Below are 15,622 nucleotides of genomic sequence, written 5' to 3' on the forward strand. Positions count from 1 at the left end.
AGCACCTCACACACCGTTTCAGGTTCTAGCTACCGTCCAAAGCCCGTAACAGCAGCATCATAAATGTTATGGAGCATCAAAAGACGCTGGCTCAAATCAGCATCCTTCGGAACACAACACTTTGCTCCCAAGTAGGCAGCGCCATGAGCCAAAGACGCCCCCTCGATCACCTGCTGTGGAGTCATAAGGCTCGCAGACTCATCGGTAGACAGCGGTAGGTGACCATCGATCCACACCGGACCGTAAATCGTCTCCTCTGGGCTAGCACCACTAAACAGCACGCCAGCCAAGACACCCGAATCAGCAACATAGCGAATGTGCTCGTTGGGGGCTACATCACCCCTGCTGCCGACCGCAGAACGTCCCCAGTTCAGGGATACTTTCAGCCCCAGCTTTTTCGCGATCGCTACCTCATCCTCCAGGAAAAGGAAACCTTTCTCAGGTTGGTGATCGCGACCATTCGGATCACCATCAAGCACCTTTTCATCACAGTGCTCAATTACGATGTGGGCCTCATTCCAGTTCCAACTCTGGATTTCACGCAAAGACTCCTCGAAAAACTCCGGCTCACACAAATTGGTCGGAGCCGAATGAAGAGCAACGGCATCAAACAAGTGCCCAAACTTTCCTTCCATGTCCAAGACAGCGGCATTTAACTCACGAACGAAATCCATCGCTTTTTCGCGCCCCGTCTGGTCGGGGCTCGCCAATCCGAAGGTCGGATCATCCCAGACGTTAACCATGGTTCCTGGAATCGCCGTTACGACGCTGTGCACAAACCGATCTTGCATAAGTGATCCGAGGAAATCCCTCGAGGCAGAATCTCTCATTTGCCCGGGGAAGGGAACCTCCAAACCCGCGACCCATCCGCTTTGCGCCAGGAGGTCGTAGTACTGCCTTTGTCCATCGTCGTCCTGAGGCTGCGATGCATACGCACCCACTACAAACGGAACGTTCAAACCTTTTTCGGTCATTTCTTATCCTTTCTGGACAGATTTAGGTGTTGAAAAGACGGAATCCCCTTGCCATCGCTTTGACACTTCCGCGACATTCAAGGGGATCCTCACATCTAATGCAATCTGTTTTGAGCCGCTAGGGCCTACTCAACAGCATTGATAATTTCGTCGTTTCCATCTTCGGGTCGAACTGCAGATGGATCAACCATGTGCTGCAACTTCTTCGGAAGGTTCAGGCCGATGGAAGCAATCACGATGCCTGCGAAGCCCACCGAAAGAACTGCAAGCGCACCACCAAGGGACCAGTGGCCCGCAATTGCCGCACCCAAGACAGGGCCAACGGCGCCACCGAGCGCACCGACGTTGTAGCAGAATCCAAGACCCGCAGCACGACGCTCAACCGGGAAGTAGGAAGAAACCCACTTGGGAAGCAGGCCGGACACACCCTGCCCAAACATCTGGTTAAAGAACAGCAACGCTGCAACCAATGCGACCCACTTACCGTTTTGCATGAACAGCGGGAATACCAGAATCTGGGAGATGATCAAGGACAATGCGTACCAACGTCGCATACCGAACTTGTCGCCCATGAAGCCTGCGGTGATGTAGCCAAGGGCGTTACCCAGGCCAGCAAAAGTAATCACACTAGAGACAGTTCCCGGATCCATTCCGACGTCCTTCAGGTAGGTCGGAAGAAGACCCTGAATAGGCCAGGTGTACATGAAGGAAGCAAAGATCGTGACCATAATCGCCACGCCGACAACCCAGCGCTTCGGATCGAACTGGTAGATGAAGGCGATAAAGATCGCAGCGCAAATCACACCGAATGCAGCAATAAGGTAACCGGGCACCGCAAGCTCGGAGAAGATTACGAGCAAAAGAATTGCAGCAACAACGACTCCGGCGATGTTCAGGGCCTTACGAGGGCCACCGAACAGGATATTGAGCATGTCATTGTTCTCGGTCTGGACCTCATTCTTCTTCTGCTCCCAGTCCGTTGCCTCAGGCAAGCTCTTTCGCATGTAAATAGCGACCACGATCGGGATGATGCCAGTCAGGAAGAGAGCGCGCCATCCCCAACCCGGGTGCCAAGCCTCGACAGCGGCAGTCAAGTGCTGGTTGACCTGAGCCGCCAGAATCACGCCGAACGCGAAACCAGACAGCAGGAAGCCGGATGCCTTGTTACGCATGTGCTTGGGCCAAGACTCAATAACGTAGGTTGCCGAGGAAGAGTATTCTCCGGCCATTGCAAAACCGATAACCAGGCGGCAAACGAAAAGCACGAAGAACCCTGGAGCGAAAGCCATCACGATTGAGCCAGCAGCGAACATGAAGATCGAGATGACCATCGCTGGTTTACGACCAATCTTGTCCGCCAGTGCTCCGAGGATTAGGCCACCCATCCAGCGCGAAACGAATGCAGCAGAAACGAGGGATGCTGCCTGCACCAGAGTCAGTCCGAAAGCATCGCGAATGGCAGGAAGCGCGAATGAGATGAGGACAAAGTCATAACCGTCAAGCAGGACGCCGAGCCATGCTGCGAAAAATGCCTTCCACTTTTCTCGTGACAGCTGCTTGTACCAGGGGAGGCTCATATCCACTTCGTGTGGATCATTTTTTGTTTTCAAGAGTTCAAAACTTTCTGTGAATGATTTTTGGGGTGTGCTTCAGAATTCACTAGGCCATGCAGCCTCGCTCTACCCAATCAATTGGAACCTGGGCGTAGTAGATTCCGTCCCATTCCATTTCCCACAGGATTCCAACCTGGTTATCGTCGAGCTTTGCCATTGAGGAGTACACATAAGTGTCAGGGCGGAATACTCGGTTCTTCTCCCAGGTTTCGCCGCCGTCACGCGACAAGCGGAGAACTCCCCTGCCTCGCTCATTCCTTCTTCCAGAATCCCCCGGGAATCTGCGGCTGGCATTGGAGAACAAAATTTCTCTCCCACCCAGAGAAATGCAATTCGGCTGCGAGAAAATATCCGGAATAGAGGAGATTTGGACTGGTTTGGTCCAGGTGTCACCATCGTCGTCGCTGATCGAGTGGAGAACCTTTGGTCCCAGATTTCGCATGAACATGTGAACCTTGCCGTCAGAAGTCTGACAGATCGTAGCTTCATGCGCCGCGCGGTTGCGGTCATTCATGCTCGAAAGGTCCAGATCACCATTCGGGGATCCGCCAAAGCTCCAACTATCTCCGCCATCGTCCGACACTAGGACACCTGCGCTGTAGACATTTGCGCTGGAACGGGTGTTGTTGAAGTAGACGGGCACAAGGATTCGCCCAGATTCGAGCTGAATTGCGGAACCAGGACCTGTTCCAAGAAACTTCATCCACTCTTTTTTGACCTCGAAAGTCACATCCCGTGGCTCCGACCAGGTGGCGCCATCATCGGCGCTTTGGACAATCGTCATATATGACGTTCGAAGCTCCTTGAGAGGACCATCGCCAAGGTAAATGTTTCCGACTTTTCGACCAGACTGAAGTAACGTCCCATCTGACTCGACTTCAAAGTCTGTGCCTTCGACCTTGCCGTCACGGCCAACGGTGTATTTTTCACCGTTTTTGCCGAAAACTAACTTCCGACCTTTTTCGTCATGACCTGTACCAGCCGAGGCATTCGCTTGTCCCCCGCCACCGGGAAAGCGATCAACCATGATCGTGATTTTTCCGGTTTTCCGGTCTTGCACCATCGCGGTATCGATAACCGACGCGCCCTGGCGGCCCTGACCTGGCTGAGAAATGACTACTTCACAATCTGACCAAGTTTTACCACCGTCAAGGCTCCGACGCATCGCCGTTTGAATATGGTTGGGGCTGTCGTAGGGATTGCTCGTCCGTTGGTCAGCACAGGCGATAAGGACGCCACTTTGTGTCTGCAAAAGCGACGGAATTCGGTAGCTAGCCGAACCTGCATAGCCACGATCGAAAAGGGCCACAGAAGAAATGATGGGTTCGTTCGATAGCTGCGCTACCTGTTGCCAGGTGAAAGGCTGGTTGTAAATAGCTGCACGGTGGATGATGCCATCGAGCTTCCATTCTTCACCATGCACGTCCTTGTTGCCGCCCAGCCACAGACCGTTGGCTTGACCAAGTGAGGCTACGAAGTCGGGATTGGAATGACGCTCAACTTCACTTCCATCTGCATAAACGACCGATCCATATCGTGAGGTCGTCAGACATACGGAGTGTTTGGCACCATCTGCCCATTGGCCCGCCACTGTGAACTTCATCGAATTCTTGTTGGAGACCCGATGCTCCACGACCAAGGCGCCTTTATTCAAGGCCAAAGTAAGGTCTGTCGCGTCGGCTTTTTCGTCTCCGATGCTGATTAACGAAACAACGTTTTGGTCGGTCGTTGAGAATTCAACAAAAACCGTTCCTTCAACAAGCTGCGCTACGTCACCTAGGTCCGCGATCCTGTTTTCGAGTTTTACATCGGGAGAGCATTTCGTAGCCTCATTCCACTCCGCCAAAGCCTCAGGCAAAGTGCTCAGCTTCGAAATCTCCTGATCTGTTAGAGAACGGGAGAATGTCTGAATGTCTGAAATCGTGCCTGCAAAATCTCCGCCGCCAGCAACAAGTTCATCTGCCACCATGCGATCTTCGAATAACCGCGTCGTAGCGTGGGCAAATTGTCCATCTAGGAAAATTTCTGTGCCCTGTTCGCTCGTACGCAAGGCAACACAGTGCGTCCCCCGATCAAGGTGGGCGCGACGGTCACTCGCTACCGGGTACCTAAACGCATCGTCAGCGCTGGCTTTGAGATGCCCATCAAGTAATTCAACGCCGAATACCACCTCACCACCCTTGCGCGCGGTGACTAGAGACCCATTTGCTTCCGAATCCGGTTGATAGCGGAATGCAAGGGTTGCTTCCTTTTCGCTGCTTAACGCACTCAGGAATTCTGCCAGGGATTTTTGCTCGCCTTTAGCAATGCGAAACTCACCCGATGCAATTGCGCCTAGAGCAGGCTTCTCATCGGCAGATGCTGGCAGCCAGCGGGACGGCAGCGCCATGGCTGCGGTAGCACCAGCAAAACCTTTGAGGATCGTTCTACGACTAATCTTCATTGTTCAACCAATCTCTAGGAAATCGTGGAACGAGACTCAGTGAGCCATGCGATGGGAAGACGTGTGAGGAACAATCCCTGGGTTTCACGTTCCCACAGCAAAGCGATGTCACCGTCGGGCAGTTGTGCCATGCACTGGTAGACGTAGTGGCGAGGATTGAAGACCTTATTGTGTGGCCAGGTCTTTCCATCGTCGAAACTCAGACGGAGGACTCCACAACCGCGAAACGGCAACATGCGACTGGCGTTCGCAAAAACAATCGCAGAATCAACGCCCCGCTTCTGAGCTGTGACGGGATCTAGAGTGATACGAATGCAGTTCGGCTGGGAAAAAATCTCGGTGAGCTGCTCGACATAGTCGACTGGGCCCCAGGTTTCTCCATGATCTTGGCTGACAGAGTGCGCCACCCTGCCGGACGGGTGCTGGTTGCGCATATACACATGCACCGACCCGTCGGAACCTTCAACCAACGCAGATTCGTGGAGGCTTCCACGGTCGTCGGTGAGATTGCGGGAGTGGATCTTCTCGCCAAACAACTCACGATTGTCGTTCGGGGATTCTCCCAGGTGCCAGGTTTTTCCACCATCGTCGGTGTAGATCACCGCACATGAGAAAGTGATGCCTTCCTCATGGTTGTAATAAACCGGGATGAGAATTCGGCCATTTGCCAACTGAATACCGTTTCCCGGGGATGTTCCGAAAAAGCGCATCCAATCGGCTTTCACCTGTGATGTGATGTCGATTGGATCGGACCAAGTCGCGCCATCGTCATCGCTGTAGATCATCTGGAGGTAGGAAGTTCGGGCAGTGAACAGCGATTCGTTCTTGTCGACCCCATATGCCAGGTAAATGTTGCCTCGAGGCTTGCCATTTTCCGTGACATTGCCTTCTTGATCGACTTCGAAGTCCGTGGATTCTCCATCCTGGGTTTCCACGCGCCCGTCTGCCTGGCGAACATAATGGTTCCCTGCACGATCGTGAAGTTCCTGTAGACCATCAACGGTGTAACCGGTACCAACTGCACAGTTAGGCTGTCCAATTCCACCGGGGAAATGATCGATGAGAACCAGAACTCGTCCGGTCTGCTTGTCTTGTACGAGAACGGAGTCGATGACGGATGCACCGAGTCGACCTTCTCCGGGGTAGGTGATCAGTGTTTGAACGTCCTCGAAGGTCTTTCCACCATCAAGGCTCCGCCGTAGAACAAAGTTAATATCATTCGGCGAATCATTTGCAATGGAAACGCGTTGATCCGCACCGGCAAGAACTACCCCAGATTCCAACGTCAACAGGCTAGGAATTCGATATGAGGCGCTTCCCTTGAGGCCAGTGTCAAAAAGAGTTTGGGTTTCCAATGGAGCAACACCGGCGAGACGCTTGACTTGGTGGTCGCTAAGTACGGTGCTGTAGATTGCCGCCGTTTGTGCCTCACCAAAAAGCCGCGATCCCTCAAGATTCATGCCGACGGTAACGCGACTGATGTCCCCGATCTGATCAAAAAATGCAGCACCCGGGGCCTGGCCGATCTGGTAGCCGTCAACGTAGAGGACGAGGGCACCCCTTCCGGAGGTCAGGATCACATCGTGCCAGCCACCGTCATCAAAATGTCCTGCACCGAAGACGCTTGCAATCGGCTTTTCCTGGCTAACACCCTCGAAGACTGTGTACTGAATTCCGCCGGCGGTGAGTTCGAGTTCAAGACGGCCGTTGGAACCTTGGGCAGCAATAATGGTTCCGCCTTGGCCAACACCGCGGGCACGAATGCGTGCTCGTAGTGCACCACGAGTCAAGCCGCCACAGCGACGAGCATCACGCTGTGAGAGTTCTGCTGCAGCGAACTCAACGAATGGCTCTGGAGCTACTGCTTCTGCTACTTGGGCGTGGGAAGTCAGTGGCGAATTGTAGATAGTGAATTTACGAATATCGAAGATTCCGGCTGGGTCGATGGAGATATCTTCGACCTCAAGCTGTTCGGTCCACACGTCGAGGCTTGTAGTGAAGGCTTCGTACCCGTCAACAAAAACGTGCGTGCCGAAGTCGTCGACAGTGATCCCAAGCGTGTGAAGTGTTCCGTCGTCCAAGCCGAGAGTGTCTTCAGCGTCAATATGACGCACTTGGTCTTTCGTTTTGGTGAATCCGTCAAGTCGCCCACCGGAGATCTCGAGCGAAAATAGCCCCTCATCACCGGTCATTGTTAGCAGTTCGCCGTCGACAGTTGCAGCGAAAGTCAAGATCAAGGATCCCCGTGCAGTTCGTGCACCAGCTTCCAATTTGATGCTGGTGGGCACTGGAGATGACGCAGTGACTATCGCGTCGATTTTTTCTGACATGTCTACCTCTCTAGGTTTCCGAGTTTCTCGGCGCAGTCCTTCAGTGCCGGAGCCAAAAAGCTAAAGGACTGATGTCTGATGTCTTGAAGCCAACTTAACCCTTCTACATATGCTGCGCAACACAACACAAAGCCACAAGAGTTTCAGGTCACAGTAGCAAACATTTGCAATAAAAGTTTCCCCATAGCACCAGGTCAAAGCAGTTTTTCAAAAGGTGCCCAACTCGAAAAAGTCCCAAGCATCCCAAAAGCTACCCCCACCACTACCCCCCAAAACGACCCCAAAGCGTCAAAAAACATCTGAATTGAAGCATATTGCCCACATACGGAATCAGACGACCGGGCGTCAGCCTGAAAAATTTTTCACCACGAATCAAAAACAAACAGGCATATTTCAAAACAAAAACAGGTATATGCAGGTTCAATTGAGCTGGAAGACAACCAGATTCAGGCTTACACTGCTGCGTTATCTAGCAAAATAAATCAACATGCCACGCGATCCGATGCAATCCTCCCCCGCTCGAACTCAGCAGGTTAATTGCCCCCATTGCTCTGATTAATCACCAACTCGCAGGCCAGGCCCCCTCGAAAATCTGCCCGATTCAACCTATAGAGTCGCTCACACACGACTCCACAGCCCCAGGTAGGCCCTGACACGACTAACGCCCCGGCAATCACACAGATCAACCGGGGCGTAAAGCCTTCACAGGGTGTTTCTACACAGCCAGGCGGGACACGATTGCCTCAACTGCGGAAGCAGCCTCGATTTCTTCAGTCTCAGCGCCGCGAACACGCAGCTCCATCTTTCCGTCAGCGAAGCTACGGCCCAAGATTGCAACCAAGGGCATGCCCAGCAGTTCAGCGTCCTTAAACTTCACGCCGGGGCTGACCTTCGGGCGATCGTCGAGCAGCACCTCAACGCCACGGGCGTCGAGCTGTTCAGCCAACTTTTCAGCGGCGTCAATGGCGGCCTGATCCTTGTTCGCGCACACCACATGGACCTGGTACGGGGCCACCGCAACGGGCCAGTTCAGTCCCTTTTCGTCGAGACGCTGCTCGGCGAGAACGGCCACCAGTCGAGAAACACCAATGCCGTAGGAGCCCATGGTCGGAACGGAGCGCTTGCCGTTTTCGTCCAGGAACTGCACGTCGAAAGCTTCGGTGTATTTGCGACCGAGCTGGAAGATGTGGCCGATTTCGATGCCTCGCTCCAGGGTCAGGGTGCCCTGCCCTTCCGGTGCGGGATCTCCCTCGCGAACCTCAGCGGCTTCGATGAATCCGTCCGGGGTGAAATCGCGACCGCACACCAGGTTCACCACGTGGGTTTCCGGGGCGTCGCCACCAGCAATCCAGCTGGTTCCCTTGACAATGCGGGGGTCGGCGTACACCTTGACCTCGTTGGCGGCCAGTGCGCGCGGGCCAACGTATCCCTTGGTCAAAAAGTCGCTGGTGGCGAAGTCCTTGTCGGAGGCCATCTCCACGGCGGCGGGCTCCAGCGAGGCCTCCAGGCGCTTGAAATCAACCTCACGGTCACCCGGAACGAGAATGCCGGCGAGTTCCGGTTCCTGGCCGGGCTCGGTAATTTTGACCACCACGCACTTCAAGGTGTCGGCTGCCGTCACCTCGTGCCCATCCATGGTGATACCGGTGGCATTGGCCCAATCCACCAGCGCCGCAATGGTTTCAGCGTTCGGCGAGTGGTGCTCTTCAGCTGCGGGCAGACCATCGATCTCGCGTTCCACACCGGGCTGGGTGACCACGGCTTCCACGTTGGCCGCGTAGTCGCCACCGGTGGCGGACACGAAGGTGTCTTCACCGTTGGGGCTGATCGCCAGGAATTCCTCCGACGCGGAGCCACCCATAGCGCCCGAGGTGGCGGCACAGATGGCGTACTTGACTCCCAGGCGATCGAAGACGTTCTGGTACGCCTGGCGGTGCAAGGCATAGGCCTCATCCAGACCGGCGTCGTCCATGTTGAAGGAGTAGGAGTCCTTCATCACGAATTCACGGCCACGCAGGATACCTGCACGGGGGCGTTCCTCATCGCGGTATTTCGTCTGGATCTGGTACAGGATGGCCGGCAGATCCTTGTAGGAGGAGTACATGTCCTTGACCAGGGTGGTGAACATTTCCTCGTGGGTGGGGCCGAGCAGGTAGTCGGCGTCCTTGCGGTCTTTCAGACGGAACAAGGCGTCGCCATACTCGGTCCATCGGCCGGTGACCTCGTAGGGTTCTTTCGGCAGCAGCGCGGGCAGGGAAATCTCCTGGCCACCGATGGCGTTCATTTCCTCACGAACAATGTCCTCAATCTTTCGCAGCACCCGCAGGCCGAGCGGCAGCCAGGAGTACACGCCGGGCGCGACGCGGCGGATGTAGCCGGCACGGACGAGGAGTTTGTGGCTAGGAACTTCGGCATCGGCGGGGTCTTCGCGCAGGGTGCGCAGGAAGAGTGTGGACATGCGTGTAATCATGGGGGTTGATTCTACCTGTCGGGGCGCCGGTGGTGTGTACTGCTCCCCCGGTTGTGGCGGTGTTCTATGGTGGGGTGCATGTTGATTGTGCTTGCTCCGTCTGAAACAAAGGCTGCTGGTGGTTCCGGCGCGCCGGTGGTTTTTGATGATCGTTGTGTGTTGTCTTTTCCTGAATTAAACGAGCGCCGCCATGCGATCGCTAAGGATTTGGTGGCTTTGTGCGCCGGGGACGTGGAAGCGGCGGCGCAGGCGTTGAAGGTGGGGCCGGCGAAATTCGGGGATGTGGAGGCAACCGCAGAGCTGCTGTCGGCACCGACGATGCCGGCGATTGAGCGCTACACGGGTGTGCAATACGACGCGTTGGACGCGGGAAGTTTGACTCAGGATCAACGCCAGTGTTTGGCGGTTGGTTCAGCGCTATTTGGCCTGGTGCGCGCCAATGATCCGATTCCCTTTTATCGCCTCTCCGGGGGTTCCAAGGTGCCAAGCGCCGACGGTTCGGTGCCGACGATGAAGGCACGGTGGGGTACCGCCATCACGGATGTTTTGTCGGCGGTCGCAGCCGATGAGCTTCTGGTCGACCTGCGCAGTGGCACCTACCAGCAGTTGGGAAAGGTCAAAGACGCAGTCACGGTGCGGGTGGAGTCGGAGTTTCCCGACGGCACCCGGAAAGTAGTCTCGCACTTCAACAAGCACTACAAGGGTCTGTTGGCGCGCGAGTTGGCACTATCCGGGGTGCAGTGTGCCTCGATGGATGAGGTGGCAGAGGTAGCTGCTGCAGCGGGGATGCGAGTGGAAGTGTCCTCGGGCAGCGAGTTGACGCTGGTGGTCCCGGCGTCATAGCTGTCAGTTTTTTCGGGAGTTCTTTTAGCGTGCAAAACCACGGGCCCCGAAGCTTCGCTTTAGGAGCCTGTGGTTTTGGTGGGTTTTATCCGCGTTGAGCGGCAGCTTCCGCACGCTTTCCTTCGGCGATGTCGACGGGGGTGAAAGTGATACGCCACAGGGCGATCATCACGATGGCCAGCGCGAGAGCAGCGCAGAGCAACAGGCTGGTGGTGTAGCCCTGCCCCAATGCCGCCTGCTGGGCTACGGTCAGGTGCTCACGGTCGAGCAAGGCAGTGGAGGTGCCAAGGATATTGCTAGTAGTGGCTTCCGCGACGGCGGTCACCGCAGCAAGCCCTAAGGGCCCACCGAGGGTTTGGCAAACCAAGGAGGTGGCGGTCAATGGGCCGACATCGGCCGGCTTAACACCAGCAACCACAGAAAGTGTCAGGGGAATAAGGACGATGCCAACACCAATGCCAATGACAAGAATGGGCAAAAGAAGATCCGGCCAATAGGTGGTGTGTTCGGTAAGAGTGGAACCGAACACGAAACCGCCGGCGAGAATAACTCCACCAATCGCAACGATGTAGCGGGGGCTGAGAATCTCCGCAGCTTTGCTGGCAATCGCACTTCCGGTGCCAAGGGCGAAAGCAAAAGGAATGAAAGCGAGGCCAGCTTTCAGCGGGCCATAGCCGAGAACCTCTTGTACAAATAAAGCGACTTGGACGGTCATAGCCATCAGCAGCGCCCCGGCGAGAAGCAGACAGATAAAAACCGCGGCGCGGGAACGGCTGGAGAACATACCAAGCGGCAGCACCGGGTTGGTAGCCCTTTTCTGCGAGGTAAAGAACATCACCAACAACACCACGCCCGCAATAAGCGAAGCAATCACCGCAAGCGTGAGCCCGCCGCCACCTTCGGCAAGACCAAAAACCAAAAGCGTGGAGGCGCCGGTGGCAAGCACCGCACCACGCACATCCAGCGCCATTTTTTCAGTCTCTTCAGCAGCCTGAAGTACACGTGCTCCAACGAGGACAATCAGTGCACCAATCGGAACGTTGATAAGAAAAATCCACCGCCAGCTAGCTTCAGTCAATGCACCACCGATCACAAGCCCGAGCACGCTGCCCAGTCCAGTCATCATGGCGAAAACGCTAAAAGCCTGGTTGCGAGGCTTACCGGGAGCGAAAGTCACCACAATTAAAGCCATGGCAGTGGGACTAGCGATAGCCGCCCCAATGCCCTGAACGACACGGGCTGCCAGCAGCACCGCCGGGGTGGTAGCTAAACCACACGCCAAAGAGGCGAAAGTAAACAGCGCAACCCCAGTGAGAAAGACTTTCTTACGGCCAAACACATCACCAATGCGCCCGCCCAACAACAACAGACCACCGTAGGCCAGCGCATAGGCCGTAACCACCCAGCTACGCAACCCATCGCTCAACCCCAATTCGACCTGGATGCGAGCCAGAGCAAGATTGACGACAGTGCCATCCAACACCACCATCAATTGGAGCGCCGACAACACCGCCAAAGGCCAGCCAAGTGCGCTGCGTGGTGAACTCATAGGCCAGCAACCTCACCGATAACGATCACAGCAGGCGGGGCAATGCTCTCCCGCACCAAAGTCTCCCCAAGAGTTCCCAGGGTGCACCTCACCGCCTTCTCAGCGGCAGTAGAACCCTCCTGCACCACAGCCGCCGGGGTATCAGCAGCTTTACCGGCATCCAGCAAAGCCTCTGCAATAGCAGGACCATTTTTCACCCCCATGATGATGGAGATCGTGCCACCAGTACGCGCGAGCGCATCAAAATCCGTCAGCGACTTCGGATGCCCCGGAGGCACGTGCCCACTGACCACAGTAAAGCTATGCACCACTCCCCTTTGGGTAATCGGCACCCCAGCCAACGCCGGCACCGAAATAGCGCTAGTCACCCCAGGCACCACCTCACAATCAATGCCTGCCTCCGCGCACGCCCTCAACTCCTCAAAACCCCGGCCAAACACATACGGGTCGCCACCTTTAAGCCGAGCAACCTTCTTCCCGGCGCGCGCAAAATCGATGAGATACTGATTGATTTTTTCCTGCGCCACCTGCTTGCCATAAGGCAACTTCGACGCGTCAATAACCTCCACCCCACGCAGATCAACCAGCTTGTCGAGCTCCGCGGTGGGGCCCAGGTGGTCAGCCACGATGACATCTGCTGCCTGCAGCCGCATCAATCCGCGCACCGTGATCAGATCCCACGCGCCGGGGCCGCCACCAATGAGGCTGACTGGGGGGTTTTCATCCGGCCAGCGGGCGGGGGCTGCGGTACTGATCAGTGGCTTACTCATAACGCCAAAGTCTAGTCCGCCGGGCGGGAACCTTCCGAATGTGGTTTTTGGGTTTTGGTTGGTCGCTGTGGTCTGAGCAGGGCGGTCGAAGATACCGCTAGCGTTGCTGGTCAATAGCGACGGTGGCGATGGGGATGGTGGCGGTGGCAACCAAAGTTGGATTAGACCCCGGGGGTTTCGACCGGCAGAAAACCAGGACTTGCTTGGGTGCTTGTCTACTCAGAAATCTCCTCACGCTGGACGGTATTTATGCTGCTCTTAGGGCGGTTCGTTGGCGGCGCGTGGGTTTTCGTCAAGAGGTCTGCGCAACTTTTCCCGGTCCGGTTTTTCTGCCCCGCGGTGGCTATTCGGTGGCCGGGTTGGGTGGGGTGGTGGGAGGGTTTTAGCCACTTGTCTGGTGTGGCCTCCACCGAGTGTCGCGCGAAACTTATCGAAAGTGGGAGGGAATCCCGCAAGCGAAGATGTGGGTTTTTTATGTCCGCTCGGGCGATGTCGGACATGGAGTTTTCGACAAGACTGTTGTTAGCGTCCTAGCACACCGCTATCGCACCCATCGCACCACGGCTTCCACAGCGTGCAGCCCAGCAATCTAAACCGTGCCGAGCAATCCCGACGCGGCGAGCCCGGCGCGACCCGAGCGTTGAGCCAAACGGAAGTGATGGTTCTGTCGAATTTGTGGCGCAGCCTGTGGTACTTGTGCCAGCTACGCTGCCTTTTGCTTGCGCGGGTCTCGGATCTTTGATGCCCCGGCGGGCGCCGGTTCGTTGTTTAAGACGATAATGGTTGGCAGTACTAAAAAATTCGCCGGTTTTTCTTCCCTTGTCGGCGTTGTTGTTTTTATCAGGAGCTTTACACCTCAATGTTTCTCGCGCTTCGCGACCTTAAGGCCGCCAAAGGGCGTTTCGCGCTCATCACTGTCACCGTTGGCATGATGGCGCTTCTCGTCAGTTTCCTTTCTGGCCTCACTGGAGGTCTGGTTCACCAAAATATTTCTTCCATTCAGACTGTGGGCGGCAAGATCGCCTATGTTGGCGACGATGATTTGGATCGTTCTACTTTGACCGTGCCGTCGCGTTTGCTGGATTCTCAGCCGGCGACTGCTGTGGCGATTTCTCGTGGCAAGGTTGCTGGCGATGCTTTTGCCATTTTGGCTACTAAGGCCGGTAAGCAGGGGCCTGCGGCGGGTGATACTCCCCTGCCTGCTGAGGGGCATGCTGTGGTGAGTGAGGCTGCCGCTAAGACTCTCAATGTTTCTCCTGGCGATGAGATCACTATTAACAATAAGCAGCAGTTGAAGGTGGATGCTGTTTCCGGCGATGACTGGTATGCCCACCAGCAGGTGATCTGGACTAATTTGCCGCCGGAGACTCCTGCCAGCTTCGTTGTTGCTGACGGCCCGGAGCTTGAGATTCAGGGTTTGACTGCCATGAAGGTTGGCAAGCTGCCGAGCACTATTGCTTCGTATAAGGCGGAGTCGACGTCGCTGAACATGATCAATGTGATGCTGTTGGTGATTACGGCGTTGGTTACTGGCGCGTTCTTCACGGTGTGGACGATTCAGCGTAAGCCCGACATTGCCACGTTGAAGGCGCTGGGTGCGACCACTCCTTCTTTGGTGATTGATGCTTTGGGTCAGGCTGCCATTATTTTGGCGTTTGGCATTGGCGCTGGCTTGGCTATCACTCTGGCGGCTGCGGCCGGTATCGGTGATGCTATGCCGTTCGTCGTGTCCCCGTCCACCACTATTGTCCCCGCTGCTGGCATGTTTGCCTTGGGGCTTTTGGGTGCAGGTTTGTCGTTGACGTTCCTGCGTACCGCTTCCGCTCTGTCTGCCCTGGGAGGTAACCGATGAGCACCACGCCCGCATTCGACCGCACTGCTCCCCACGACACCGCGCTTTCTCTGCGGGATGTGGTGTTGAGTTTTCCCGACGGTGACGATCGTGTTGTTGCTGTTGATCACGTCAGCTTTGATTTGTCGAAAGGCGAATTGGTTGCCATTACTGGCCCGTCCGGTTCTGGTAAGTCTTCTTTGTTGGCTGTCGCCTCCACCCTGATTCAGCCGGATTCTGGCTCCGTGATGCTGGGGTCGACGGAGTTGGCTCATTTGAACGCTAAGCAGTCCGCTGAGGTGCGTCGAAACCGCATCGGTATCGTGTTCCAGCAGTCCAATCTGTTGGGTTCGCTCAGCGCCATTGATCAGTTGTTGATGACCGACCACCTGGTTGCCCCGTGGTCGAAGCACCGTGCTAAGGACAAGGCGGCTTCCCGTAAGCGTGCCGAGGCGTTGTTGGAGCGACTTGATTTGGGTAACTCCATGAATCGCTCCACCGGTGCGCTGTCTGGTGGCCAGCGTCAGCGCGTTAATATTGCCCGCGCCTTGATGCATAACCCCGAGTTGCTGGTTGTCGATGAGCCGACCTCTGCGCTGGATTCTCAGCGTTCTCAGGCAGTGATGGATCTGTTGTTGGAGCTCGTGCGTGAGGAGGGTGTGGGTACGCTGCTGGTAACTCATGACCGTGACGCCGCTGCGCGAGCTGATCGCGAATTGGTCATGGTCGATGGGGTGCTTTCACCGCGGGATGAAAATACTCCCTCCTATTAGGGGTGGCGGCGTGAAAACGCCGAGAG

At 55.9% G+C, this 15,622-nt stretch carries 10 protein-coding genes; 3 read left to right on the plus strand and 7 right to left on the minus strand.

What is annotated here, in order from left to right; translation table 11 throughout:
- Positions 1–29: 29 nt before the first annotated feature.
- The 5 genes from CAQU_RS07510 to CAQU_RS07530 all read right to left on the minus strand — a co-directional run bounded on the left by CAQU_RS07510 (position 30) and on the right by CAQU_RS07530 (position 9,830).
- The gene (locus CAQU_RS07510; RefSeq protein WP_211276111.1) at positions 30–974 is read right to left on the minus strand and encodes a DUF4862 family protein; all 945 of its coding nucleotides are present in this window, start codon (positions 972–974) and stop codon (positions 30–32) included.
- Positions 975–1,099: 125 nt separating this feature from the next.
- A complete protein-coding gene (locus CAQU_RS07515) occupies positions 1,100–2,584 on the minus strand; it encodes an MFS transporter (protein ID WP_245797229.1) in 1,485 nt (494 codons plus the stop codon).
- Positions 2,585–2,633: 49 nt separating this feature from the next.
- The gene (locus CAQU_RS07520; protein ID WP_084562900.1) at positions 2,634–5,030 is read right to left on the minus strand and encodes an exo-alpha-sialidase; all 2,397 of its coding nucleotides are present in this window, start codon (positions 5,028–5,030) and stop codon (positions 2,634–2,636) included.
- A 14-nt stretch (positions 5,031–5,044) separates the two neighbouring features.
- Positions 5,045–7,360: a sialidase family protein gene (locus CAQU_RS07525; RefSeq protein WP_075726587.1), complete on the minus strand. Its 2,316-nt coding sequence runs from the start codon at positions 7,358–7,360 to the stop codon at positions 5,045–5,047.
- Positions 7,361–8,075: 715 nt separating this feature from the next.
- Positions 8,076–9,830 (minus strand): proline--tRNA ligase, encoded by a 1,755-nt coding sequence (locus CAQU_RS07530; RefSeq protein ID WP_075726589.1) that lies wholly within the window; start codon positions 9,828–9,830, stop codon positions 8,076–8,078.
- 78 nt (positions 9,831–9,908) lie between these two features.
- On the opposite strand from CAQU_RS07530, the gene yaaA reads away from it, so the two are divergent.
- A complete protein-coding gene (yaaA, locus tag CAQU_RS07535) occupies positions 9,909–10,673 on the plus strand; it encodes a peroxide stress protein YaaA (protein WP_075726591.1) in 765 nt (254 codons plus the stop codon).
- 85 nt (positions 10,674–10,758) lie between these two features.
- On the opposite strand, the gene CAQU_RS07540 is transcribed toward yaaA, so the two are convergent.
- Both CAQU_RS07540 and cobA read right to left on the minus strand, forming a co-directional pair.
- A complete protein-coding gene (locus CAQU_RS07540; RefSeq protein WP_075726593.1) occupies positions 10,759–12,222 on the minus strand; it encodes an MFS transporter in 1,464 nt (487 codons plus the stop codon).
- Positions 12,219–12,992: a uroporphyrinogen-III C-methyltransferase gene (gene cobA, locus CAQU_RS07545; protein ID WP_075726595.1), complete on the minus strand. Its 774-nt coding sequence runs from the start codon at positions 12,990–12,992 to the stop codon at positions 12,219–12,221. Before cobA ends, CAQU_RS07540 begins: the two co-directional genes overlap by 4 nt.
- Positions 12,993–13,851: 859 nt before the next feature.
- Here cobA and CAQU_RS07550 point away from each other — a divergent pair.
- Entirely contained in the window at positions 13,852–14,844 is a 993-nt protein-coding gene (locus CAQU_RS07550) for an FtsX-like permease family protein (protein ID WP_075726597.1), read from the plus strand.
- Positions 14,841–15,596, plus strand: a complete 756-nt coding sequence (locus tag CAQU_RS07555) for an ABC transporter ATP-binding protein (RefSeq protein WP_075726599.1) — start codon at positions 14,841–14,843, stop codon at positions 15,594–15,596. The genes CAQU_RS07550 and CAQU_RS07555 overlap by 4 nt, the downstream gene beginning before the upstream one ends.
- The last annotated feature ends 26 nt before the right edge of the window (positions 15,597–15,622 follow it).

Origin of the sequence: Corynebacterium aquilae DSM 44791 (genome assembly GCF_001941445.1) — a bacterium.
Classification (GTDB): domain Bacteria; phylum Actinomycetota; class Actinomycetes; order Mycobacteriales; family Mycobacteriaceae; genus Corynebacterium; species Corynebacterium aquilae.